The organism is Streptomyces sp. NPDC048197 (genome assembly GCF_043202395.1).
Classification (GTDB): Bacteria; Actinomycetota; Actinomycetes; order Streptomycetales; family Streptomycetaceae; genus Streptomyces; species Streptomyces siderophoricus.
In genome coordinates this window covers 190,041-210,291 of record NZ_JBIDAJ010000005.1, presented here as the reverse complement: position 1 = coordinate 210,291, position 20,251 = coordinate 190,041, and the positions used below count along the sequence as shown (strand labels likewise).

The window sequence follows — 20,251 nt, the reverse complement described above, 5'->3', positions numbered from 1 at the left end:
TCCGCTGTCACGGGCGCCGAACGCTCAGGCAAACGCCAGAGTTGTGGAGTTCGCCGAGCGGCTGTGAAGGTTCTGTGATGCCGTATGGGATCCCGCGCCACCAGATCGGCCGAGAACCGGGCATACGGCGTAGTGGCGGGGGATACGCATGCCAGGGGCGAACCGGCCCGGGACGCCAGGTGGCCGAACGCCCCGCCATCTCCCCGTCTCTTCGTCACAGAGAGGCCGTCGTGGACGAGACCGGTCTGAAGTCGCTGCTCCAACACCTCCCGGTGTCCTGGTGGGAGGCCGACCGCGAGTTACGGGTGATCGACAGCGGAGGAGGAGCCTTCGACGACACCCGCACCGCCCAGCGCTTCCTCGACACCGTCACGGACCAGTGGCAGGCCCTCGACCACCCGCAGGCGAGCCATCGGGCGCCGGCCACCGGCCAAGGACGGGCCGGCGACCCGTCACAGGCGACTGACGCCTCACGGTCCGCAGAAGCCTCACGGGCCGCAGACACCTCACGGGCCACGGATGGCTGGCGGACCGGTCACCACTGGCGGGCGCGGTTCGACGGTCGGCTCTTCGACGTGAACTGGCCACTCGACCCACCCCGGCAGGACCGCCTCCGCGGCATCGCGGTCGAGGTAACCCCGGAACCGGCCACCGAACCGGCCACGGAACCGGCCACGGAACCGGCCACGGAATCGGCCACGGAATCGGCCCAACCGGACCAGGAACCGTCCCCGGCATCGGCTTCAGCCCCCGGCCCGGAGCCGACCCCGCCCCCGGATCCCGCCCCTGCTTCCCCGCCCGCCACCACCCGCCGCTACGACGCCTTCGCCGACCTCGCCCCCGCCGCGGCCTTCATCCGTGACCCCAACGGCCTTTATGTATGGGCCAACCACGCCTACGCGCACCTCTACGGAACCACCCCCGAGCACGTCATCGGCAAGGACGTACGCCAGGTCGACGCCCCGGCCGACGCCGACCGGGTGCTCGCCCTGGACCAGGAGGTGCTGGCCCGCGGCAAACCGGTGCGGCACACCCTCACCTACCACCGCGCGGACGGCACCACCGGCCACGCGGCCGGGCACCGCTTCCCCGTACGCGAGGGCACCCAGACCTGTGTGGCCGGTATCTACATCGACATCAGCGACCACACCCGCGCCCTCCATCAGCGCCAGCAGGCCGAGGAGAACCTGTACGCGCTGCGCGACCACAGCGGTCTGCCGTGCGCCCTGATCTCCGCCGGCGGAAGGATCCTCCAGGCCAGCGCGGCAGCCGCGGAACTCCTGCAGACCCGGCTCTCCGACCTCGTGGGCCGCCGGGCCCACACCCTGCTCGCGCCCGCCCCGGACCTACCCGCACTCCGGCGGAGCTGGCACGCCCTGATAGCCCGCCGCAGCCGGCGCATCGAGACCTCCACCGTCCTCGTCGACGGCCGCGGTCGCCAGCGCCGGGCCCAACTGCACCTGACCACCGTGGGCCGGGGCCCGTCCCGCGCGGCCAGCGTCTGGGCAGTGATCACCCACCAGAGCCTCGCCCACGAACCGCATCCCCCGCTGACGGCCAGTCAGGTACGCATCCTGTCCCTCCTGGCCGCGGGCCGCAGCAACGCCGAGATCGCCACCTCCCTCCGCCTCTCCCGCCAAACCGTCGACTACCACCTCAGCCGCCTGCGCGACCTCCTCAACGCCCCCACCCGATGCGCCCTGGTCGCCCGCGCCTATGTCCTCGGCATCCTCGCCCCCCAGTCCTGGCCACCCCGCTCGGCAACGGCAGGCCATCCACAGAGCGCCACGTGAGCGCCGGGGCGCGGAAGCACGGCCTCCCACCGCGCCGCCACGCCCCTCACCTCCCCCGCCATGATCCCCACCCCGGCCTGCCCCTTCCCCCCCGGCCGTGATCCTCACCACTGCCGTGATGCTCACCGCTGCGCTCCCGCCCCCGGACCGGCATCATGATCCAACTCCCAAGGCATTCCGCGGCACTTGACCAGGACAGGATGGGGCACTCCATGGCAGCAGATCAGCACCCGACCGGCTTTGACCGCGACGCCTTCACCCACGACGGAGTCACCCGCGAGCTCCTGCGTCGCGGTACCGGGCCCGCGGTGATCGTGCTGGCGGAAATTCCGGGGATCACGCCCAAGGTGCTGCACTTCGCGGAACGGGCGGCCGCCATCGGCTGCACCGCCGTCCTTCCGGTGCTCTTCGGCACGCCCGGCCGCCCTGCCGACTTCGCGGCCGGCCGTCGGCTCAAGTCCGCCTCGTATCTGGCCTCTTCCCTCGGGAAAGTCTGTGTGAGCCGCGAATTCACCACGCTGGCCACCGGAAAGTCCTCCCCCGTGGTGACCTGGCTACGGGCACTGGCCGCCCATGAGCACCAGCGCTGCGGCGGCCCCGGCGTCGGCGCCGTCGGCATGTGCCTCACCGGCGGCTTCGCCCTGGCCATGGCCGTCGACGAGCGCCTCGTGGCCCCCGTCCTGTCCCAGCCCTCGCTGCCCCTGCCCGTCACCAGGAGTCGCGCCGCCGGCATCGACATCTCCGGCGAGGACCTCGCCGCCGTCCGCACCCGCTGCGAACGCGACGGCCTTCAGGTCATGGGGCTGCGCTTCCGCACGGACCGCTTGGTGCCGGGCGACCGGTTCGCCTTCCTCCGCCGCGAACTCGGCGATGCGTTCCTCGCGGTCGAACTCGACGACGACGCCGCGAACCCCGACGCCGTGCTGCGGCCGCACTCCGTACTCACCGAGCACCTCATCGACGAACCGGGCCAGCCGACCCGCGCAGCGCTGGACGGCGTGCTCGACCTGTTCCGCAACCGCTTGCTGGAGGGGCGCGACGCCACCGCGGAAACGCCGGCCGGTTAACTGCCCCTGCCGGCCCGGGAGTTGATCCGGGCCGACAGGCGTGGCGACGAACCTACGGGCGGACGTAGGGCCGGGTCATGATCTCCATGTTGTGGCCGTCGGGGTCGACGAAGTACGCGCCGCGGCCGCCGAAGAGGCGGTTTATCCGGCCGGGTTCGGTGTGGTGGGGGTCGGCGAAGTAGGTGACGCCGAGCGTGTCGAGACGGGCGATCATGGCGTCGAACTGCGCGTCCGGAACGAGGAAGGCGTAGTGCTGCGACTGGATCGGTTCGTCGCGCTTCTCGAAGTAGTCGAGGGTGACGCCGTTGCCGAGGTCGACGGGCACGAAGGGGCCGAACGGTGCGCTGACCTTGAGGCCCAGGATCGCGGCGAGGAACTCGGCCGACAGCTGGCGGTCACTGGCGTAGACGGCGGTGTGGTTGAGCTGGGCGACGGTGGTCGGCAGCTCGGACGTGTCGGGGTACTGGTTCGGGTCGTACGGCATGGCTTGGTCTGTCTCCGGGTCTTGGGAAGTGCTGGGAAGGCGCGCCGCGTGGGGCGCCGGGAGCGAGAAGACACGGAGAAGGGGGCGGGGCTCTTGCCCGCCTCGGGCTCACGCCGAGGCCGGGAGCCTCACTGTTGAATGGCCCATGGCCGACCCGGCAGTCACCCGGCTGACCTTAGTGATCATCAACGGCTGGAGCAACATGGTTTCCGGTCCCCGCGGGGTGGTGGTCCGTCGGGCCGGGGGAGGTGGCTCGTACCGGATGCCCCTGGGGCCGGGGACGCGACCGGAGCGGATCGGGTGAATCGCCTCACAATGCAACGCACTTACGCCGCAAAGCGGGACATTTCGCTCGCTGGGTGGTCATAGGGGCGATGGCGGGATGCCGTTCGGGTGGGACCGCTTGAATGATCAAAAAGACGAGGGGTTAGCATATGAGCACCGCCTAGCTCGAAAGATAAGCCTGTGACTGTCAACGACGACTCGTTCACCAATTGGAAGACCCGCGAGGAGATCGCGGAGTCGATGATCCCGATCATCGGGAAGCTGCACCGGGAGCGGGACGTGACGGTCCTGCTTCACAGCCGCTCCTTGGTGAACAAGTCGGTGGTCAGCATCCTCAAGACCCACCGATTCGCCCGGCAGATCGCCGGGGCGGAACTCTCGGTCACCGAGACGCTGCCGTTCCTGCAGGCTCTCACCACGCTCGATCTCGGCCCGTCGCAGATCGACATCGCCCTGCTCGCCGAGTCGCACCGGACCGATGACCGCGGTCTTTCGGTGGAGGAGTTCACCGCCGAGGCCGTCGCCGGTGCCACGGGTGCCAACAAGATCGAGCGCGGCGATGGCCGCGACGTCGTGCTCTACGGCTTCGGCCGCATCGGCCGTCTCGTCGCGCGCCTGCTCATCGAGAAGGCCGGCTCGGGCAACGGCCTGCGGCTGCGCGCCATCGTCGTCCGTGGGGGCGGCGAGCAGGACCTCGTGAAGCGGGCCTCGCTGCTGCGCCGTGACTCCATCCACGGCCAGTTCCAGGGCACGATCACCGTCGACGAGGCGAACAGCACGATCATCGCCAACGGCAACGCGATCAAGGTGATCTACGCCAACGACCCGTCCGAGGTCGACTACACGGCGCACGGCATCAAGGACGCCATCCTCATCGACAACACCGGCAAGTGGCGCGACCGCGAGGGCCTGTCGAAGCACCTGCGCCCCGGCGTCGAGAAGGTCGTGCTGACCGCCCCGGGCAAGGGCGACGTCCCGAACATCGTGCACGGCGTCAACCACGACACGATCAAGCCGGACGAGCAGATCCTGTCCTGCGCGTCCTGCACCACCAACGCGATCGTGCCGCCGCTGAAGGCGATGGACGACGAGTACGGCGTGCTGCGCGGTCACGTGGAGACCGTCCACTCGTTCACCAACGACCAGAACCTGCTGGACAACTACCACAAGGCCGACCGCCGCGGCCGCTCCGCGCCGCTGAACATGGTCATCACCGAGACCGGCGCCGCCTCCGCCGTCGCCAAGGCGCTGCCCGACCTCAAGGCGCCGATCACCGGCAGCTCGATCCGCGTGCCGGTGCCGGACGTCTCGATCGCGATCCTCAGCCTGCGGCTCGGGCGCGAGACCAGCCGCGAGGAGGTCCTCGACTACCTCCGCGACGTCTCCCTGCACTCGCCGCTGAAGCGCCAGATCGACTTCACCACCGCCCCCGACGCCGTCTCCATGGACTTCGTCGGCTCGCGCCACGCCTCGATCGTGGACGCCGGCGCCACCAAGGTCGACGGCGACAACGCGATCCTCTACCTCTGGTACGACAACGAGTTCGGCTACTCGTGCCAGGTCATCCGCGTCGTCCAGCACGTCTCCGGGGTGGAGTACCCGACCTACCCCGCGCCGCCGGCGGTCTGATCCCGGCGGACCGCCCGGTCGCACCTCTCCGATCTCTCTGATCCGGCCTGTCTTCCGGTCTTCCGGAAGGCAGGCCGGAGGTGTTCGGTCGGGGCGAAGTGAGTCGCGGAGTATGCCCCGGCTCCGCGGGCGCATGAGCGATCATGGGCGGGACATACAGACGTCGAGGGGACCGAAAGTGACGAATCCGGGGCGGGGCGCGGCGGCGGATGGCCGGAGCGAGCACGGCGGAGCGGGAACCAGGGGCAGGCGGCGCATCCCGCTCCTCCTGGCGGTGGCGTGCCTGGCCTACGCGGTCGACCTGTTCAGCAAACTGGCCGTGGTGGCGAAGCTGGAACACCACGACCCGGTGAACGTGCTGGGTACCTGGCTGCAGCTGCGGGTGATACGCAATGCCGGTGCGGCGTTCGGCATGGGCGCAGCCAGTACCGTCGTGTTCACGGTGATTGCCGCGGCCGTCGCGCTGGCGATCGTTCGTCTGGCGCGCCGTCTCTACAGCGTCCCGTGGGCCATCGCCCTGGGGCTCCTGCTGGGCGGTGCCCTGGGAAATCTGACGGACCGTCTCTTCCGTACTCCCGGCCAACTCCAGGGCGCGGTGGTCGACTTCATCTCCGTCCGCGGTTTCAGCGTAATGAACCTCGCCGACTGGGCGATCGTCTGCGGGGGCGTCCTGATCGTGTTCTTCGCCTTCCGCGGGTGGGAACTGGGCGAACCCCGCGAAGAGGCGGCTGACAAGGGCCCCTCCGCACCCGCCCGGGCCTGATCCGGCCGCCCGGCGCCGTTCGGCCGCACGAGGCCCTCGCGCACCCTCGGTAGTGGAGTGCTTGCGTCGGGTCACCGTCTTAGCCGCCGGGCCCGCCTCTGCGCACACTGGAGGTATGGGCCGGTCGACCGTGCGCGAGGAGACGGCGGAGCGCGACGACCTGCTGGCGGCAGCCGTCGTCAAGGCCGTTCAGGGGGCGGGCGCCTACGCCGGAAGCGTCTTCCTGCGCTCCCGCGACCGCCGCTCCCTGGTGCTCGCCGCGACCTGCGGGGTGCCGCCGTCCCTGCTGGGCGGCTGGGGCCTCGTTCCGGTGAGCAGCCCGATACCGGTCGCGGTCGCGTACGGCTCCGGGCGCACCATCCACCTGACCGACGCCGACGAGACCATGCGCCGCTACCCCCAGCTCGCGGTGGCCCTGCCGTATGCCTTCGGCTCCTGCTCCGTACCGGTGGGCGCGGGCGGGGAGGCATTCGGTGCGCTCGCGGTCGTATGGGCCGCGCCGCCCGGCAGCGACGGTCTGACCAAGACGCAGCGGCGCCATCTGCGGGCCGTCGCCAACCGCCTCGGCGCGTCCCTGGCGGCCTTGCGTGACCGCACCGGCGACCCCCTGGAGGGCGAGGCGGGCACGGCCCCGGTCGAGACCCCGGCCCCTTCCGCCCCGGCCGTCCGGGCCGGCCTGTTCGACTGGGACCTGGCCGCGGGCACCCTCACCGCGGACGGCGATTTCTGCGCGATCTTCGGCCTCGACCCCGAAGCCTTCGACGCGCGGGCGGACACCCTGGCCTCGCGTCTCCATCCCGGTGACCGGGCCGCGTTCCGCGCCGCGGCCCGTACGGCGGCTGCCGAGGGGCGGGTCGTGTCCCGGACCCTGCGGGTACGTGAGGGCGCGGGCGCCGGGCCGGGCGGTGGCGCGGAAGGTGGCGGTGAGGGGCACGGCAGCAGCGAGGGGTACCGCACCGTGGTGCTCTGGGGCCGGGTCCCCGATCTGCCGGACGACCGGGCGCGCGCCCACCTCGTCGGAGTGGTCGTCGACGCACGGGCCGGCCGCGCGGCGGCCGCGGCGGTCGAGCGCCTGCGGGACGGACTGTTCTCCCTCACCCCCGACGGCCGGGTCAGCTACGCCAACCGCAGCCTGGAGCAGTTGCTGGACGTCAGCGACGAGGAGGTGGTCGGGCAGTGCCTGTGGGACGCCCTGCCGTGGCTCTCCGACCCCGCGATCGAGTATCAGCACCGGTCCGCGATGGTCTCGCAGACGCCGACCTCCTTCCTCGTCTGCCGCCCGCCCGACCAGTGGCTCGCCTTCTCCCTCCACCCCGACCCGAGCGGCGTGACCGGCCGGGTGGTCCCCACCGGCCGCCCGGACGCCGCACCGGAACCCGCCGGGCCGCCCACCGCGACCGCACCGCCACAGCCGGCCGCATCGCCGGCCCCTTTGGCCCCCTCCACCACCGCGGCCGCCGCACCGGCCCGGCTGGGCGTCATGTACCACGTCCTGCAACTGGGCAGTGCGCTGACCGAGGCGGTCACCACCCACCAGGTCTGCGAAGTCGTCGCCGAGCAGCTCCTCCCGGCGTTCGGCGGCCAGCAACTCGCCCTCTACGCGGTCCGTGACGGCACGATGCAGCTGATCTTCCACACCGGCCACCACGAGGGCTTCCTCGACTGGCTGGACGGCATGCCGCTGCACGCGCCGCTGCCCGGCACCGAAACCCTGACCTCCGGCGTCCCGCTCTTCATCGAGTCGCAGCAGAGCCTCGCCCAGGGTTACCCCGGCATCCCGGTCGGCGGAGTGAACTCCTGGGCGTACCTCCCGCTGATCGCCTCCGGCCGCCCCGCCGGCACCTGTGTCCTCGGCTTCGACGAGATCCACCACTTCACGGCCAAGGACCGCAGCGTGCTCACCGCGCTCGCCGGCCTGATCGCCCAGGCCCTGGAACGCGCACGGCTCTACGACTCCGAATTCGCCCTCGCCCGCGGCCTCCAACAGGCCCTGCTGCCGCACCGGCTCCCGGTCCTCCCCGACCTGCGGACGACGGCCCGTTACCTCCCCTGCACCAGCGGCATGGACATCGGCGGTGACTGGTACGACGTCATCCCCGCCGCCGACGGCGTGTCCCTGGTCATCGGGGACGTCGAGGGACACAGCATCGCGGCGGCCGCCACCATGGCCCAACTCCGCAGCGCAGTACGGGCGTTCGTCGCGGTGGGGCACGCCCCCGGCGACGTCCTGGCGGGCGCCAATCGCACCCTCATCGACCTCGGCACCGGCCTCCTCGCCAGCTGCTGCTACCTCCACCTCGACCCCGCCGGCCACCGCGTCCGGGCCGTCCGCGCGGGTCACCCGCCGCCGCTGCTCCGCCATCCAGATGGGCACACCGACGTACTGGACCTGGAGACCGGCCCCCTCCTCGGCGTGGACCACGCCAGCGACTATCCGCAAACCCCCGTCGACCTGCCACCCGGCTCCGCGCTCGCCCTCTACACCGACGGCCTGGTCGAAGAACGCGGTACCCCCATCGACGTGGGCATCGACCACCTCCGCGCCTCGATGGCCCACGCCCGTGCCGACTCCCTCGACGAACTCGCCGACCGCCTCCTCCACCACGCCCAGCGCTCCTCCTACCGCGCCGACGACATCGCCCTCCTGCTCACCGAATACCGACCGGCCGCGACGGGCCGATAGCCACGGAGGGGCGTTAGGCTGGTCGGGCAGCTGGTTCGCCCTGTCCGCCAGGCAGGCGTGTCGTAAGAGGGAACCCGGTGGGATTCCGGGACTGCCCCGCAGCGGTGAGTGGGAACGAGCGCCGTCATACGCACTGGACCCGGACGGGTCTGGGAAGCGACGGCCAGTAGGTGTCCGCCTTTCGCAGTTCGATGGGTGGATGTGCCCGCGAGTCCGAAGACCTGCCCGTTGCCCGCGCGTGAGGGATCACGTGCGGACGTTCCGGTGACCTTCGAGGGCGGGTCGGCGTACAGACCGGGCAGTGGTCTGCAGTGACAACTCCGCAACTGCTCCGTCCGGTTCGTTCGTCCTTCGCGCCTCCGTTCCGTCTCCGGGATCCGTAGGAGACAAGCTCGCGAAGGAGAGTTTCTTGTGACCGTGACAGCGACAGGGGCAGGGGCCGGGAAGTCCGCGGCCGCGACCGTTCGGGCCACCGTGTACGGCTACCCCCGGCAGGGCCCGCGACGGGAGCTGAAGAAGGCCGTCGAGGGGTACTGGAAGGGCCGGGTGACCGCCGACGCGCTCCGGAGGACCGCCGCCGAGCTCCGCAGCGCCAACTGGCGGCAGCTGGCCGACACCGGCATCGACGAGGTCCCGACCGGCGACTTCTCGTACTACGACCATGTCCTGGACACCACCGTCATGGTGGGCGCGATCCCCGAACGCCACCGGGACGCCGTCGCCGCCGACCCGCTCGACGGCTACTTCGCCATGGCCCGCGGCACCCAGGACGCCGCGCCGCTGGAGATGACCAAGTGGTTCGACACCAACTACCACTATCTCGTCCCGGAGTTGGGCCCGGGCACGGTGTTCACCACCGACTCGGCCAAGCAGGTCGGTGAGCTGCGCGAAGCCCTCGCACTCGGCCACACCCCGCGCCCCGTCCTCATCGGCCCCGTCAGCTACCTGCTGCTCGCCAAGCCCGCGCCCGGCGTCGCCGCCGGCTTCGAGCCGCTCACCCTCCTGGACCGCCTGCTGCCGGTGTACGCCGAGGTCCTCGCCGACCTGCACGCGGCCGGCGCCGCATGGGTACAGCTCGACGAGCCCGCCCTCGTCCAGGACCGCACCCCGGCCGAACTGAACGCCGCCGAGCGGGTCTACCGAGAGCTCGGCGCCCTCACCGGCCGGCCGAAGCTGCTGGTCGCCTCGTACTTCGACCGCCTGGGTGAGGCCCTGCCCGTACTGGCCAGGACCCCGGTGGACGGGCTCGCGCTGGACTTCACCGGGGCCTCGGCCGCCCAACTCGACGACCTCGCCGCCGTCGGCGGACTGCCCGGCAAGCGGCTGGTCGCCGGCGTGGTCAACGGCCGGAACATCTGGATCAACGACCTGGAGAAGTCGCTGTCCACCCTCGGCACCCTCCTCGGACTCGCCGGCCAGGTCGATGTCGCCGCGTCCTGCTCCCTCCTGCACGTCCCCCTCGACACCGCCGCCGAACACGACATCGACCCGCAGATCCTGCGCTGGCTGGCCTTCGCCCGTCAGAAGACCACCGAGGTCGTCACCCTGGCCCGTGGTCTCGGCCGCGGCACCGAAACCATCGCCGCCGAACTCGCCGCCAACCGCGCCGACCTGGCCTCCCGTGCCGCTTCGCCGATCACCCGCGTCCCCGCCGTACGTACCCGGGCCGCGGCCGTCACGGACCGCGACACCCGCCGCTCGCAGCCGTACGACCGGCGGGCCGCCGCGCAGCGCGCCCAGCTCTCGCTGCCGCTGCTCCCGACGACCACCATCGGCTCCTTCCCGCAGACCGGCGAACTGCGCACCGCCCGGGCGGACCTGCGGGCCGGCCGCATCGATACCGTCGCCTACGAGGAACGCATCAAGGCCGAGATCCAGGAAGTGATCTCCTTCCAGGAGAAGACCGGGCTCGACGTCCTGGTGCACGGCGAGCCCGAACGCAACGACATGGTCCAGTACTTCGCCGAACAGCTCTCCGGCTACCTCGCCACCCGGCACGGCTGGGTCCAGTCCTACGGCACCCGCTACGTCCGCCCGCCGATCCTCGCCGGTGACCTCGCCCGCCCCGAGCCCATGACCGTGCGCTGGACGACCTACGCCCAGTCGCTCACCGGCCGCCCCGTCAAGGGCATGCTCACCGGCCCGGTCACCATGCTCGCCTGGTCCTTCGTCCGCGACGACCAGCCGCTCGCCGACACCGCCCGCCAGGTCGCCCTCGCCCTGCGCGATGAGGTCAACGACCTTGAGGCGGCGGGGACTTCGGTCATCCAGGTCGACGAGCCGGCACTGCGCGAGTCCCTTCCGCTGCGCGCCGACGCCCGCCCGGCGTACCTGGCCTGGGCCACCGAGGCGTTCCGGCTGACCACCGGCGGCGTACGCCCGGACACCCAGATCCACACCCATATGTGCTACGCTGAGTTCGGCGACATCCTCGCCGCCATCGAGGACCTCGACGCCGACGTCATCAGCCTGGAGGCGGCCCGCTCCCACATGCAGATCGCCGGCGAACTCGCCGCGGCCGGCTACTCCCGCGAGGCCGGACCCGGCGTCTACGACATCCACTCGCCCCGCGTCCCCGATGCCGACGAGGCGGCGGCCCTGCTGCGCAAGGGGCTTGCGGCCCTCCCGCCGGAGCGGCTGTGGGTCAATCCGGACTGCGGCCTGAAGACCCGCGGCTGGGCCGAAGTGCGCGCCTCCCTGGAGAACCTGGTCACCGCGGCCCGCCACGTCCGCGCCACGCTTCCCACCAGCTCCTCCTGAGCACCCGGTGAGCGAACCCCCCGTCCGGTGCGGCATCGCGAGGGCGCCGGACGTGGGGCCCGGCGGCTCATGAGCCGCTGCCGTCGAGGTAGTGCGCGCGCCCGTCGTCGTCGACCTCGAACGGCCCGGGCGGAATGACGCAGAATGCGTTCCCCTCGGGATCGGCCATGACCAGGAAGCCGCCCGCCGCATACGCGTCGAGCAGCCGGCCGCCGAGCGCCTCGATCCGCGCCTGCTCGGCGGCCGGGTCCGCCGACGCCAGGTCGAAGTGGAGGCGGTTCTTGCCGCAGGTGGGCTCGGCGACCTTCTGGAAGCCCACGCCCGGGCCCTCGCCACGGGCGAGCCAGACATAGGGGCCCGTTCTGGCCGCGATCGGTCTCCCGAGGAGCTCCGCCCAGAACGAGGCCAGTCGTTCCGGGTCCACACAGTCGATTATGAGGTCCTTGATCTTCGGATGAGTGCCTGCCATGCCTGGATCTTGGCAGGCACCACGGCGTTGTCAGAAGATCCCTGCCTAGGAGCTCTTGGGGAAGGCAGCCCGCAGGCGGGGCCCGTTGCTGACGAAAGCGGCTGCGGCGAGGGGGAGGGCGGCGGCGGCCTGGATCAGGGCGAACCACGGCGGACAGATGCCGGGGATCAGGTCGACGCCGACGATCACGATCGGCATGAGCACCGAGAGGATGCGCACGCGGAGATAGGCCCACCGGGTTCCCCGTGCGGCGAGGACGGTCATCCAGTAGATCACCGCGGCGCTCGCGAGCACTCCGCCCGAGCGGCCCCACAGGAACGAGGTCACCGGATGTCCCGTCATCGCGAGGACGGCGACCGTGATCAGCACGGCGGAGCTGAGCGCACCGTAGGCCGCGACGAGCTTCTTCAGCGTGCCGAAGTCCCGCCGGGTGCGCGGAGGGTGGAGGTGGCCCGCCACGGCCGAGGGCCGGCCGGTGGTGCCCCGGCCGTGCGTGCCGGCGGTGTGTGTGCTGGTGTCGTTGGTGCTTCGTGTCGTCGTCATGGTGTCGACGCTACGGAGCGCACGAGGGGCGCGGTATGCGCCTGGACCTACGGGTGAGTGGGGCCAGACCCACTACCGGGCCGGTCCGGCGGGGATCAGGCTGTGCGCAGCGCAGAGTGCAAGCACTGGCGGGGAGAAGCGACAAGGGATGGTCATGCGAAAACTGGGGTTGTGGCTGGCGGGTGCCGGGGTGGGGTTCGTCCGGGCGTGTGGGGTGGCGGCTGTCAGCTTGCTGGTGCCGGCCGTGTGGGCCGCCGTCGCGCTGGGGGTCTGGTGGGCGGGGAACCCGTGGGCGTGGACAGCGGTGTTCGTGTGGGCGGGCATCGGCACGTTCGCCGTGTCCCGGCCGCTCTGCCGGGCGGTCCGCCACCTCGTCGCGCAGTGGACGGGCACCGTCATCCCCGCCGGGTACCGGCAGGCCGAGCCGGTGGTGCGGATGTCCACCGGATACTGGTGGAACGGGTTCTCCTACCGGCGCAGCAGCCGGGACGCCCGCCAGGAGCAGCGGTGGCGGCTCTGGTGGAGCGATCCCGCGACCTGGCGCGACCTGCGGTTCCTGGCGGTCGCACCGCTTACCATCGGCGTGACCGCGGCCGTCCCGCCGGCCGGAGTCGCGGCGGCGGTCCTCGGCCTCGGCCGCTCGGAGCTCCCCTTGCGCCTGGCCGGGGTGCTCGGCCTGGTCCTGGCCGTCGCGAGCGCCCCGTACGCCTGGCGGACCGTCGAGCCGGTGGCCGTCCGCTTCCTGCGCCCGTCGCCGGCGATGGCGCTGGCGGACCGGGTGGACGAGCTGACGGCCCAGCGCGCGGACACCACCGTCGCCCAGGCGGCGGAGATCCGCCGGATCGAGCGGGACCTGCACGACGGCGCGCAGGCCCGCCTGGTCTCGCTCGGGCTCTCCCTGGCGACCGCGGAGAAGCTGATGGAAACGGACCCCGACCGGGCCAAGGCGCTGATGCGGGAGGCACGGGCCGGCGCCGCCACGTCACTGACCGAACTGCGCGAACTGGTCCGGGGCATCAACCCGCCGGTGCTCAACGAACGGGGGCTGATCGACGCCGTGCGCGCCCTCGCCCTGGACAGCTCACTGGAAGCGGACGTCCACGCCGACCTCCAGCTCCGCCTGGACCCGCCGATCGAGTCCGCCGTCTACTTCGGTATCGCCGAACTGCTGACCAACGCGGTCAAGCACGCCCGTGCGACCCGGGCCCGGATCTCCCTCGCCCTGGACGGCACCGGCCTCGTCGTCGAGGTGGCGGACGACGGCCGCGGCGGAGCCGGCGAGCGTGCCGGTGGCGGACTCGCGGGGCTGCGCCGCCGTCTCGCGGTCTTCGACGGCACCCTGGAGATCAGCAGTCCGGCAGGCGGCCCGACCTGCGCGAGAATGGTGGTGCCATGCGAATCGTTGTAGCCGAAGACCTCTACCTCCTGCGTGACGGAATGGTCCGCCTCGTCGAGGCGTTCGGACACCAGGTGGTGGCGACCGCGGCCACCGGACCCGAGACGCTCGATGCGCTGCTGACATGGCGGCCGGATGTGGCCGTCGTCGATGTCCGCATGCCGCCGACGCAGTCGGACGAGGGCCTGCGGGCCGCTCTTGCCGCCCGCCGCGAACTGCCCGGGCTGCCGGTCCTGATCCTCTCCCAGCACGTGGAACAGCTCTATGCCCGCGAGCTGTTGGCCGACGGCGCCGGCGGCATCGGCTATTTCCTCAAGGAGAGCGTGTTCGACGCCGATCAATTCATCGATGCGCTGGCACGCGTGGCCGGGGGCGGGACGGCGATGGACCCGGCCGTCATCGCCAAACTGCTGTCCAGCGGCTCCTCGAACCGCCGCCTGGAACGGCTCACCGAACGCGAACATTCCGTGCTCGGCCTGATGGCGGAAGGACTGTCCAACCAGGCCATCGGCCAGCGGCTCTTCCTCAGCGACAGCGCCATCAGCAAATACACCACCTCCATGTTCGGCAAACTCGGCATCACCGATGACGACAACAACAACCGCCGTGTCCTCGCGGTCCTGGCGTATCTGAACAAGGCGTGAACGGGAGCATTGATGCACGGAAATCAGCGCACTGGGGAATTCCACGGCCAATTGGTGACGGAGTTCGATCCGGACGGTGCTGCCGGTACCGACCCACACGGACGGGCCTGGCATCTCAGCGCGGCGGTCTCCGGACCGCCCGGATTCCCTGAGGTCTTCGAGCGCTTCGTGCAGAGCGTCGACACCACCCGGGTGACCACACTGGTCCTGGGCTTCACGGGCTTCGACGGCCCGGCCGCCGCCACGCATCTGCTCGATGCCGCGGAGCGGTTCCCGCGGCTGCGGGCGCTGTTCCTCGGGGACGAGCAGGACTTCTCCTGCATCCACCAAACCGACCTCACACCCGTCCTCGAACGCTTCCCGCTGCTGGAAAGGCTGGACGTGCGGGGAAAGCAGGGGTGGGAGCTGAGCCCGTTCCGGCATACCGCGCTGAAGACCTTGCGCTTCGAGTCCTGCTGTTTGCCGTCCGGCGTGCTGCGGGCGGTGGCGGCCAGCGACCTGCCCGGGCTGGAACGGCTGGACCTCTGGCTCGGGGTCGATGACGGCGAGGGCGAGGTGGCCGACGCATTCGACCTGGCGCCGATCCTGAGCGGTGAGCGGCTGCCCGCGCTGCGGTCCCTCGGCCTGGAGAACAGCGACATCCAGGACGAGATCGCCGAGGAGGTCGCGAAGGCCCCCGTCGTACCCCGTCTGCGGTCGCTGAGCCTGGCGTTGGGCATGCTCACCGACCGGGGCGCGGAGAGTCTCCTCACCGGCCGGCCGCTGACCCACCTGGAGCGGCTCGACCTGCATCACCATTTTCTCTCCGGCGCCATGATGGAGCGGCTGCGGGCCGCCCACCCGACCACGGACGTCGACCTCAGCGGGGCCCGTGGCGAACTCCACGGTCCCTTCGGCGAGGCCTACAACCTGGTCGCGGACGGACGGGACTTCTGAGCCGGGCAGCCGCTGCCGTCATGAGGGATCGGTGGGCACGGCGCTCAGCAGGTCGCGGATGACGGGACCGGCCGAGCCGCCGCCGGTCACGCCCTGTTCGACGACACAGGCAAGGGCGACGTTGCCGCGGTGCGCCGCGAGCCAGCCGTTGTTGGGTTCGTCGTCGGAGACCTCGGCGGTGCCGGTCTTCGCGCCGATGTCGCCGGGCAGACCGGCCAGGACCCGCGCCGTGCCGTCCGTGACGGTGGTGCGCAGCATCGTGCGGAGTTGGGTGACGACCTTGCGGGGCAGCGGTGTGGTGGTCGTCGTGTCCTGGTTCCCGTGGGTGATCGAGGGCTGGTGGAAGGTGCCGGAGACGGCGGTGGCGGTGACCGACGCCATGATCAGCGGGTTGGCCTGGATCCTGCCCTGCCCGATCATCGAGGCGGCCTGCTCGGTCTCGTCGCGCGGCGCCGGCACCGACCCGTCGTACGAGGCGATGCCCACATGCCACTTCTGGCCGACGCCGAAGTACTTGCCGGCGACGTCGCCCAGTTCCCGGTCGCCGAGCTTGCCCCGCAGGCTGATGAAGGCGGTGTTGCAGGACTCGGTGAAGTCCTTCAGGAAGGTCGCGTTGCGGTGTTCGGAGGTCTCCACGTTGTGGAACTCCTTGCCCACCGTGAGGTACTTGGGGCAGTCGACGACGTCGGAGGGTGCGACGGCGCCCTTGAGCAGCAGGGCGCTGCTGGTGACGATCTTCCACGTGGAGCCGGGCGCATAGGTGCCGGAGACGGCGCGGTTGAAGCCGGACGACGGAGAGTTGGCCATCGCGAGGATCTCGCCGTTGTCGATCCGGAGGGCGACGAGCGAGGCGTTGCGGCCGTGGGCGCCGGAGGCGAGGGCCTTCTCCGCGGCGGCCTGCCAGGTGGCGTCGAGCGTCGTCCGGACCGGCCGGCGGGCCGGCCGGTCGGGCTTCTTCGCGAAGGTGGCCTCGGTGCGTTCGACCTTCCCGGTGGCCCGGTCGACGAGCTGGATCGCCCCGCGCGCGCCGCCGCCGTCCGTACCGGTGTCGAGCTGGTGCAGGACGGTGCCGAGCGAGGGGAACTTCGCGGCCGACAGGGACGCGCCCTTGCGGTCGGTGACGTCCGGGGTGGCGCCGGTCTCCTCGCGTTCGAGGTGGAACTTCTTGGTGCCGCTCAGCCGCGGATGGACGATCGACAGCGCCCAGTCCACCTTCCAGCTGCCGTCGGGCTGTTGACGGAGCGGAAGCTTCGACCGGTACGTCCAGGTGCCCAGACCGGCTATGGGCATCGTGGCGGTGAAGGGCACGTCGACGGTGTCGTCCCCGGCCGCCGTGGGCGCCGCCGCGGCGGTGAACGTGGGACGGCGGATGTCGAGGCCGGCGGTGAAATTGCGCAGCACTTCCTGCGCCGTGGCGGGTCTGGTGGTGCGGCCGGCCGCGTTCGGCAGGCGCCCGGCGGCCCAGTCGGCGAGGAACGCCCGCGCCTGGGCCAGGGCCGCGGGCTCGGGGTCGGTGGCGCCCCGGGCGAAGGGGCCGAGCCCGGCCGCGTAGGACCCGCCCACGACGACCGCGCTCACCACCGCCACCGAGGTCACGGTGCGGACCACGGGGCGCGGTCTGCGACGGCGGGTGGTGGCGGGGGCGGTGTCGCCGGATCGGGGCATCGGAAAGTCCTTGTCTGGGCAGGGGTTGGCCGGTCGGGCTGTCGGGGCCGGGCGTGGCGGAGGCCGGGCTTCAGAGGTGGAAGAAATCGAGGATCGTGCGGGTCGCGTTCAGCGCGGTGCTGGTGCGTCCGAAGCCCGCCGGCGGTTTGATGCGCGAGCCCGGCCAGCTGTGGCCCGCGTCGTGCATGACCAGGAGTTGGACGGTCGCTCCGGGGGCCGCCAGGCGCCACACGGTGCGGTCGTAACCCGCTTCGGCCTTGGTGGTCGACGGGGCCGGTGCGGTGGCCCGGCCCGCGGCCGCGAACGCCGCGGCGCTGTCGTGTGCCGACATGGTCGGGGTGACCGGTTCCTCGCCGGCGGGGGCCGGGGAGGGGTGGGGCATCCCGGCGAGCGGGCGCACGGGATCGTCGGCGCCGTAAATCATCATGAGCGGCACCGGTCCGGTGGGCCTGACCGCGGCCTTCCCCGTGGGGAGTTCGCCGGACACCGCGGCCGCTCCCGCCAGCAGCCCGGGGCTCTGGGCCGCCATGCGGAGGGCCATCGAGCCGCCGTTGGAGAACCCGACGACGTAGACCCGCTTGGGGTCGGCCCGCTCCGTGCGCACCAGTTCGGCGATGAGCGCCTTGGTGAACCGCACGTCGAGGTCCGGATCCGGCCGCCGCGCGGTCGCCCGGGTGCCGGCCCCCCACAGTTTGCCGAGGCCCTCCGGATAGGCGATCAGCATGCCGCGGGCCCTGGCGTCCTCGTCCAGGCGGGTCTGCTCGCGCAGGTACGAGGCGGTGGAGCCGCGGCCGTGGAAGGCGATGACCAGGGGCCGGGACCGGCCGTCGGGCACGGTGGGACGGTGCAGTTGGTACTCCCGTGTGCGGCCGTCCACCCGCAGCTGCTGGTGGCTGGTGTCGGCCTTGGGGGCCGGGGAGCCGGCGGACTTGGCCGGTGACTGCGGCCGCTCGGTCGTACCGCATCCGGCGAGGGCCGGTCCGAGCAGCAGGGCGAGGGCGAGGTACCAGGCGCGGGCGGGGCGGCCGCGGCGCGGCGTGGGGAAGGCATCCATGCCTTTGAGGAGAGCAATGCCCACCACATTCTGTCCAAGACCGATATCGATCTTGGATCGATCAATTGCCGATATGATCGCTGGCCATGGACCTGGTTCGGCATCTGGAGTGCTTCGTGGCTGTTGCAGAACAGTCACACTTCGGCCGTGCCGCGGCCCGGCTCGGCATCGCCCAGCCGCCGCTGTCGCAGCGCATCCAGCGGCTGGAGCGGGAGCTGGGGGTCCGGCTCTTCGAGCGCACCAGCCGGCAGGTGACGATCACCGAAGCCGGCACGCTGCTGCTGGCGGAGGCACGGGAACTCCTCGCCCGCTCCGAGGCGTTCATGGCCACCGCCCGCCGCATCCGGGACGGCGAGACCGGCCTGCTGCGCGCCGCCCTGCTGCCCGACCTCGCCGGCGAGACCGTCGCCGCGGTCCTGGCGGACTTCCCCCGGCGCCAGGCCGGCCTGGAACTGGAACTGCACGAACTGTCCACGGCTCAGCAGCTCGCCCGGTTCGCCTCGCAGGACCTGGACGTCGGCGTCATCCACCACCCCTGCGACGTCACCGGTCTGGAGCTGGGCCCGGTCCTGCGCCGCGAGTTGGGGGTGCTGCTGCCGCACAGCGCCGCCGCGGCCGCGCTCGACGAGGTGCCGCTCGCCTCGCTCACCGGCTACGACCTGATCCTCTTCCCCCGCGGCAGCGCCCCGGCGCTGTACGACGACCTGCTGACCACCTGCGCCCGCAACGGCTTCACCCCCGCCGCCGTCCGGCACGGTCAGGGCGCGAGTTTCGTCCGCGGGCTGGTCCTGTCCGCCGGGGCGGTGGCCTTCGGCCCGTACGACACCCAGCCCGCGGACGTCCGCGACCCGGGCGCGGACACCGGGGCGGGGGTCGTGTGGCGTCCGCTCGCCGGTGCCCCGCTGGCCTGGCGGCACTCCGTGGCCTGGCCGAAGGGCCGTGGCGACGCCGCCGTCGGCGCGTTCGCGGACGCGGCCACGCAGGCGCTGCGTACGACTGCCGGCGCGCGGGCCGAGGTGCCCTCGCAACCGCTGCACCTTCGCCCGGCATCGGAGTACTGGCTGTGACCGACACCCCCGCCCGCATTCATGCGGCGTTCGCCGAAGCCGGCGTCACCGGCTGGCTGCACGCCCTCGACATCGACTCCGGCGCCCAACTCGACGCGGGGGCCGACCAGTTGGTCTGCACCGCCAGCGTCCACAAACTCTGTCTGCTCGTCACCCTGCACCAACTGGCCGCTACCGGCGCCCTGGACCTCGGCGAACACATCGAGTGCCCGTCGGCCGGCCGCACACCGGGCCCCACCGGACTGGCCGCGATGCTCGACCCCGTCCGGATGTCCGTGCGCGATGTCGCGTACCTGATGATGGCGGTGAGCGACAACGCCGCCGCCGACCTCCTGCTGGGCCGCGTCGGCCTCGACGCCGTCAACCGCACCACGCAACGCCTCGGCCTCACCGGCACCCACGCCGTCCACACCTTCGGCGAACTCTTCGCCACCATACGGGCGGACGCCGGCCCGGGCGGCGCCCGGGCGCTGACCGACCCGCACGTCATCACCCGGCTCCGGGCCCTCGACCCGGCGCGCACCAACCACAGCACCCCGCGCGACATGACCCGCCTGCTCGGCGCCGTCTGGCGCGACGAGGCCTGTACCCCCGAGCACGGGGCCGCCATCCGCCGCATCCTCGGCCTGCAGGTCTGGCCGCACCGGATGGCCTCCGGCTTCCCCTTCGACGACGTGCATGTGGCGGGCAAGACCGGCAGTCTGCCGACCGTGCGCAATGAGGTCGGCGTCGTCGAGTACCCCGACGGCGGCCGCTACGCCGTCGCCGTCTTCACCCGTACCGCCAACACCGCCGCCACCCTGCCCGCGGCCGACGCCGTCATCGGCACGGTCGCACGCATCGCCGTCGACGCCTTGCGGGCGCCGTAACCGGCCTCCCTTCCGCCGCCTTTCCGGTCCGGCATTTGTCTGGACCTATCTTGTGGGGTTTCCATAGCTCCGGCGTCGTCGAATCGGCCCACTTGCCGATCTTTTCGCTGGTGAATCGCTGGCATGATCGGGGCAGGTCCTTGC

The 20,251-nt window shown here is 71.8% G+C and carries 16 protein-coding genes and 1 riboswitch; of the genes, 11 read left to right on the top strand and 5 right to left on the bottom strand.

What is annotated here, in order from left to right; genetic code table 11:
* The first annotated feature begins 230 nt into the window (after positions 1-230).
* Positions 231-1,793, top strand: a complete 1,563-nt coding sequence (locus ACGF4C_RS09675; RefSeq protein WP_393564781.1) for a PAS domain S-box protein — start codon at positions 231-233, stop codon at positions 1,791-1,793.
* Positions 1,794-2,005: 212 nt separating this feature from the next.
* A complete protein-coding gene (locus ACGF4C_RS09670; protein ID WP_393564779.1) occupies positions 2,006-2,860 on the top strand; it encodes a dienelactone hydrolase family protein in 855 nt (284 codons plus the stop codon).
* Positions 2,861-2,912: 52 nt separating this feature from the next.
* Here the strand turns inward: ACGF4C_RS09670 and ACGF4C_RS09665 are convergent, their stop codons facing one another.
* Positions 2,913-3,344: a VOC family protein gene (locus ACGF4C_RS09665; RefSeq protein ID WP_393564777.1), complete on the bottom strand. Its 432-nt coding sequence runs from the start codon at positions 3,342-3,344 to the stop codon at positions 2,913-2,915.
* A gap of 465 nt (positions 3,345-3,809) precedes the next feature.
* Here ACGF4C_RS09665 and ACGF4C_RS09660 point away from each other — a divergent pair, with 465 nt between their 5' ends.
* The 4 genes from ACGF4C_RS09660 to metE all read left to right on the top strand — a co-directional run bounded on the left by ACGF4C_RS09660 (position 3,810) and on the right by metE (position 11,464).
* Positions 3,810-5,258, top strand: a complete 1,449-nt coding sequence (locus ACGF4C_RS09660; protein ID WP_393564775.1) for a glyceraldehyde-3-phosphate dehydrogenase — start codon at positions 3,810-3,812, stop codon at positions 5,256-5,258.
* Positions 5,259-5,436: 178 nt separating this feature from the next.
* Positions 5,437-6,021: a signal peptidase II gene (gene lspA / locus ACGF4C_RS09655; RefSeq protein ID WP_393564774.1), complete on the top strand. Its 585-nt coding sequence runs from the start codon at positions 5,437-5,439 to the stop codon at positions 6,019-6,021.
* A gap of 115 nt (positions 6,022-6,136) precedes the next feature.
* Entirely contained in the window at positions 6,137-8,704 is a 2,568-nt protein-coding gene (locus tag ACGF4C_RS09650; RefSeq protein WP_393564772.1) for a SpoIIE family protein phosphatase, read from the top strand.
* 50 nt (positions 8,705-8,754) lie between these two features.
* Positions 8,755-8,930, top strand: a riboswitch (cobalamin riboswitch).
* Positions 8,931-9,115: 185 nt separating this feature from the next.
* Entirely contained in the window at positions 9,116-11,464 is a 2,349-nt protein-coding gene (gene metE / locus ACGF4C_RS09645) for a 5-methyltetrahydropteroyltriglutamate--homocysteine S-methyltransferase (RefSeq protein WP_393564770.1), read from the top strand.
* 67 nt (positions 11,465-11,531) lie between these two features.
* On the opposite strand, the gene ACGF4C_RS09640 is transcribed toward metE, so the two are convergent.
* Positions 11,532-11,933, bottom strand: coding sequence for a VOC family protein (locus tag ACGF4C_RS09640; RefSeq protein ID WP_393564768.1), 402 nt, complete (start codon positions 11,931-11,933; stop codon positions 11,532-11,534).
* Between the two features lie 45 nt (positions 11,934-11,978).
* The gene (locus tag ACGF4C_RS09635) at positions 11,979-12,476 is read right to left on the bottom strand and encodes a hypothetical protein (protein WP_393564766.1); all 498 of its coding nucleotides are present in this window, start codon (positions 12,474-12,476) and stop codon (positions 11,979-11,981) included.
* Between the two features lie 154 nt (positions 12,477-12,630).
* Between ACGF4C_RS09635 and ACGF4C_RS09630 the strand changes: the two genes are divergently transcribed.
* Genes ACGF4C_RS09630 through ACGF4C_RS09620 form a run of 3 tightly spaced genes read left to right on the top strand, consistent with a single transcriptional unit; the run spans position 12,631 to position 15,452 of the window.
* The gene (locus ACGF4C_RS09630) at positions 12,631-13,884 is read left to right on the top strand and encodes a sensor histidine kinase (protein WP_393564764.1); all 1,254 of its coding nucleotides are present in this window, start codon (positions 12,631-12,633) and stop codon (positions 13,882-13,884) included.
* Entirely contained in the window at positions 13,869-14,516 is a 648-nt protein-coding gene (locus tag ACGF4C_RS09625; protein WP_393564762.1) for a LuxR C-terminal-related transcriptional regulator, read from the top strand. The genes ACGF4C_RS09630 and ACGF4C_RS09625 overlap by 16 nt, the downstream gene beginning before the upstream one ends.
* A 54-nt stretch (positions 14,517-14,570) precedes the next feature.
* Complete coding sequence (locus ACGF4C_RS09620) at positions 14,571-15,452, top strand: STM4015 family protein (protein ID WP_393564760.1); 882 nt, start codon at positions 14,571-14,573, stop codon at positions 15,450-15,452.
* Positions 15,453-15,470: 18 nt separating this feature from the next.
* Here the strand turns inward: ACGF4C_RS09620 and ACGF4C_RS09615 are convergent, their stop codons facing one another.
* Together ACGF4C_RS09615 and ACGF4C_RS09610 are read right to left on the bottom strand one after the other, a co-directional pair.
* Positions 15,471-17,117 (bottom strand): penicillin-binding transpeptidase domain-containing protein, encoded by a 1,647-nt coding sequence (locus tag ACGF4C_RS09615; RefSeq protein ID WP_393564758.1) that lies wholly within the window; start codon positions 17,115-17,117, stop codon positions 15,471-15,473.
* Between the two features lie 70 nt (positions 17,118-17,187).
* Positions 17,188-18,171 carry an alpha/beta hydrolase family esterase gene (locus tag ACGF4C_RS09610; RefSeq protein ID WP_393564756.1) on the bottom strand — a complete coding sequence of 328 codons (984 nt, stop codon included), beginning with the start codon at positions 18,169-18,171 and terminating at the stop codon, positions 17,188-17,190.
* A gap of 86 nt (positions 18,172-18,257) precedes the next feature.
* Between ACGF4C_RS09610 and ACGF4C_RS09605 the strand changes: the two genes are divergently transcribed.
* Together ACGF4C_RS09605 and ACGF4C_RS09600 are read left to right on the top strand one after the other, a co-directional pair.
* Complete coding sequence (locus ACGF4C_RS09605; protein WP_393564754.1) at positions 18,258-19,238, top strand: LysR family transcriptional regulator; 981 nt, start codon at positions 18,258-18,260, stop codon at positions 19,236-19,238.
* On the top strand, positions 19,235-20,107 hold the full coding sequence (locus ACGF4C_RS09600; protein ID WP_393564752.1) for a serine hydrolase: 873 nt from the start codon (positions 19,235-19,237) through the stop codon (positions 20,105-20,107). Before ACGF4C_RS09605 ends, ACGF4C_RS09600 begins: the two co-directional genes overlap by 4 nt.
* Positions 20,108-20,251 lie beyond the last annotated feature (144 nt).

What these genes read in the sequence shown, in the direction of transcription:
- ACGF4C_RS09630 (WP_393564764.1), top strand. Translation starts at nt 12,631, where the DNA reads ATGCGAAAACTGGGGTTGTGGCTGGCGGGTGCCGGGGTGGGGTTCGTC.
- ACGF4C_RS09635 (WP_393564766.1), bottom strand. Translation starts at nt 12,476, where the DNA reads ATGACGACGACACGAAGCACCAACGACACCAGCACACACACCGCCGGC.
- ACGF4C_RS09640 (WP_393564768.1), bottom strand. Translation starts at nt 11,933, where the DNA reads ATGGCAGGCACTCATCCGAAGATCAAGGACCTCATAATCGACTGTGTG.
- ACGF4C_RS09605 (WP_393564754.1), top strand. Translation starts at nt 18,258, where the DNA reads ATGGACCTGGTTCGGCATCTGGAGTGCTTCGTGGCTGTTGCAGAACAG.
- ACGF4C_RS09650 (WP_393564772.1), top strand. Translation starts at nt 6,137, where the DNA reads ATGGGCCGGTCGACCGTGCGCGAGGAGACGGCGGAGCGCGACGACCTG.
- ACGF4C_RS09610 (WP_393564756.1), bottom strand. Translation starts at nt 18,171, where the DNA reads ATGGATGCCTTCCCCACGCCGCGCCGCGGCCGCCCCGCCCGCGCCTGG.
- ACGF4C_RS09665 (WP_393564777.1), bottom strand. Translation starts at nt 3,344, where the DNA reads ATGCCGTACGACCCGAACCAGTACCCCGACACGTCCGAGCTGCCGACC.
- ACGF4C_RS09670 (WP_393564779.1), top strand. Translation starts at nt 2,006, where the DNA reads ATGGCAGCAGATCAGCACCCGACCGGCTTTGACCGCGACGCCTTCACC.
- ACGF4C_RS09625 (WP_393564762.1), top strand. Translation starts at nt 13,869, where the DNA reads ATGCGAATCGTTGTAGCCGAAGACCTCTACCTCCTGCGTGACGGAATG.
- ACGF4C_RS09615 (WP_393564758.1), bottom strand. Translation starts at nt 17,117, where the DNA reads ATGCCCCGATCCGGCGACACCGCCCCCGCCACCACCCGCCGTCGCAGA.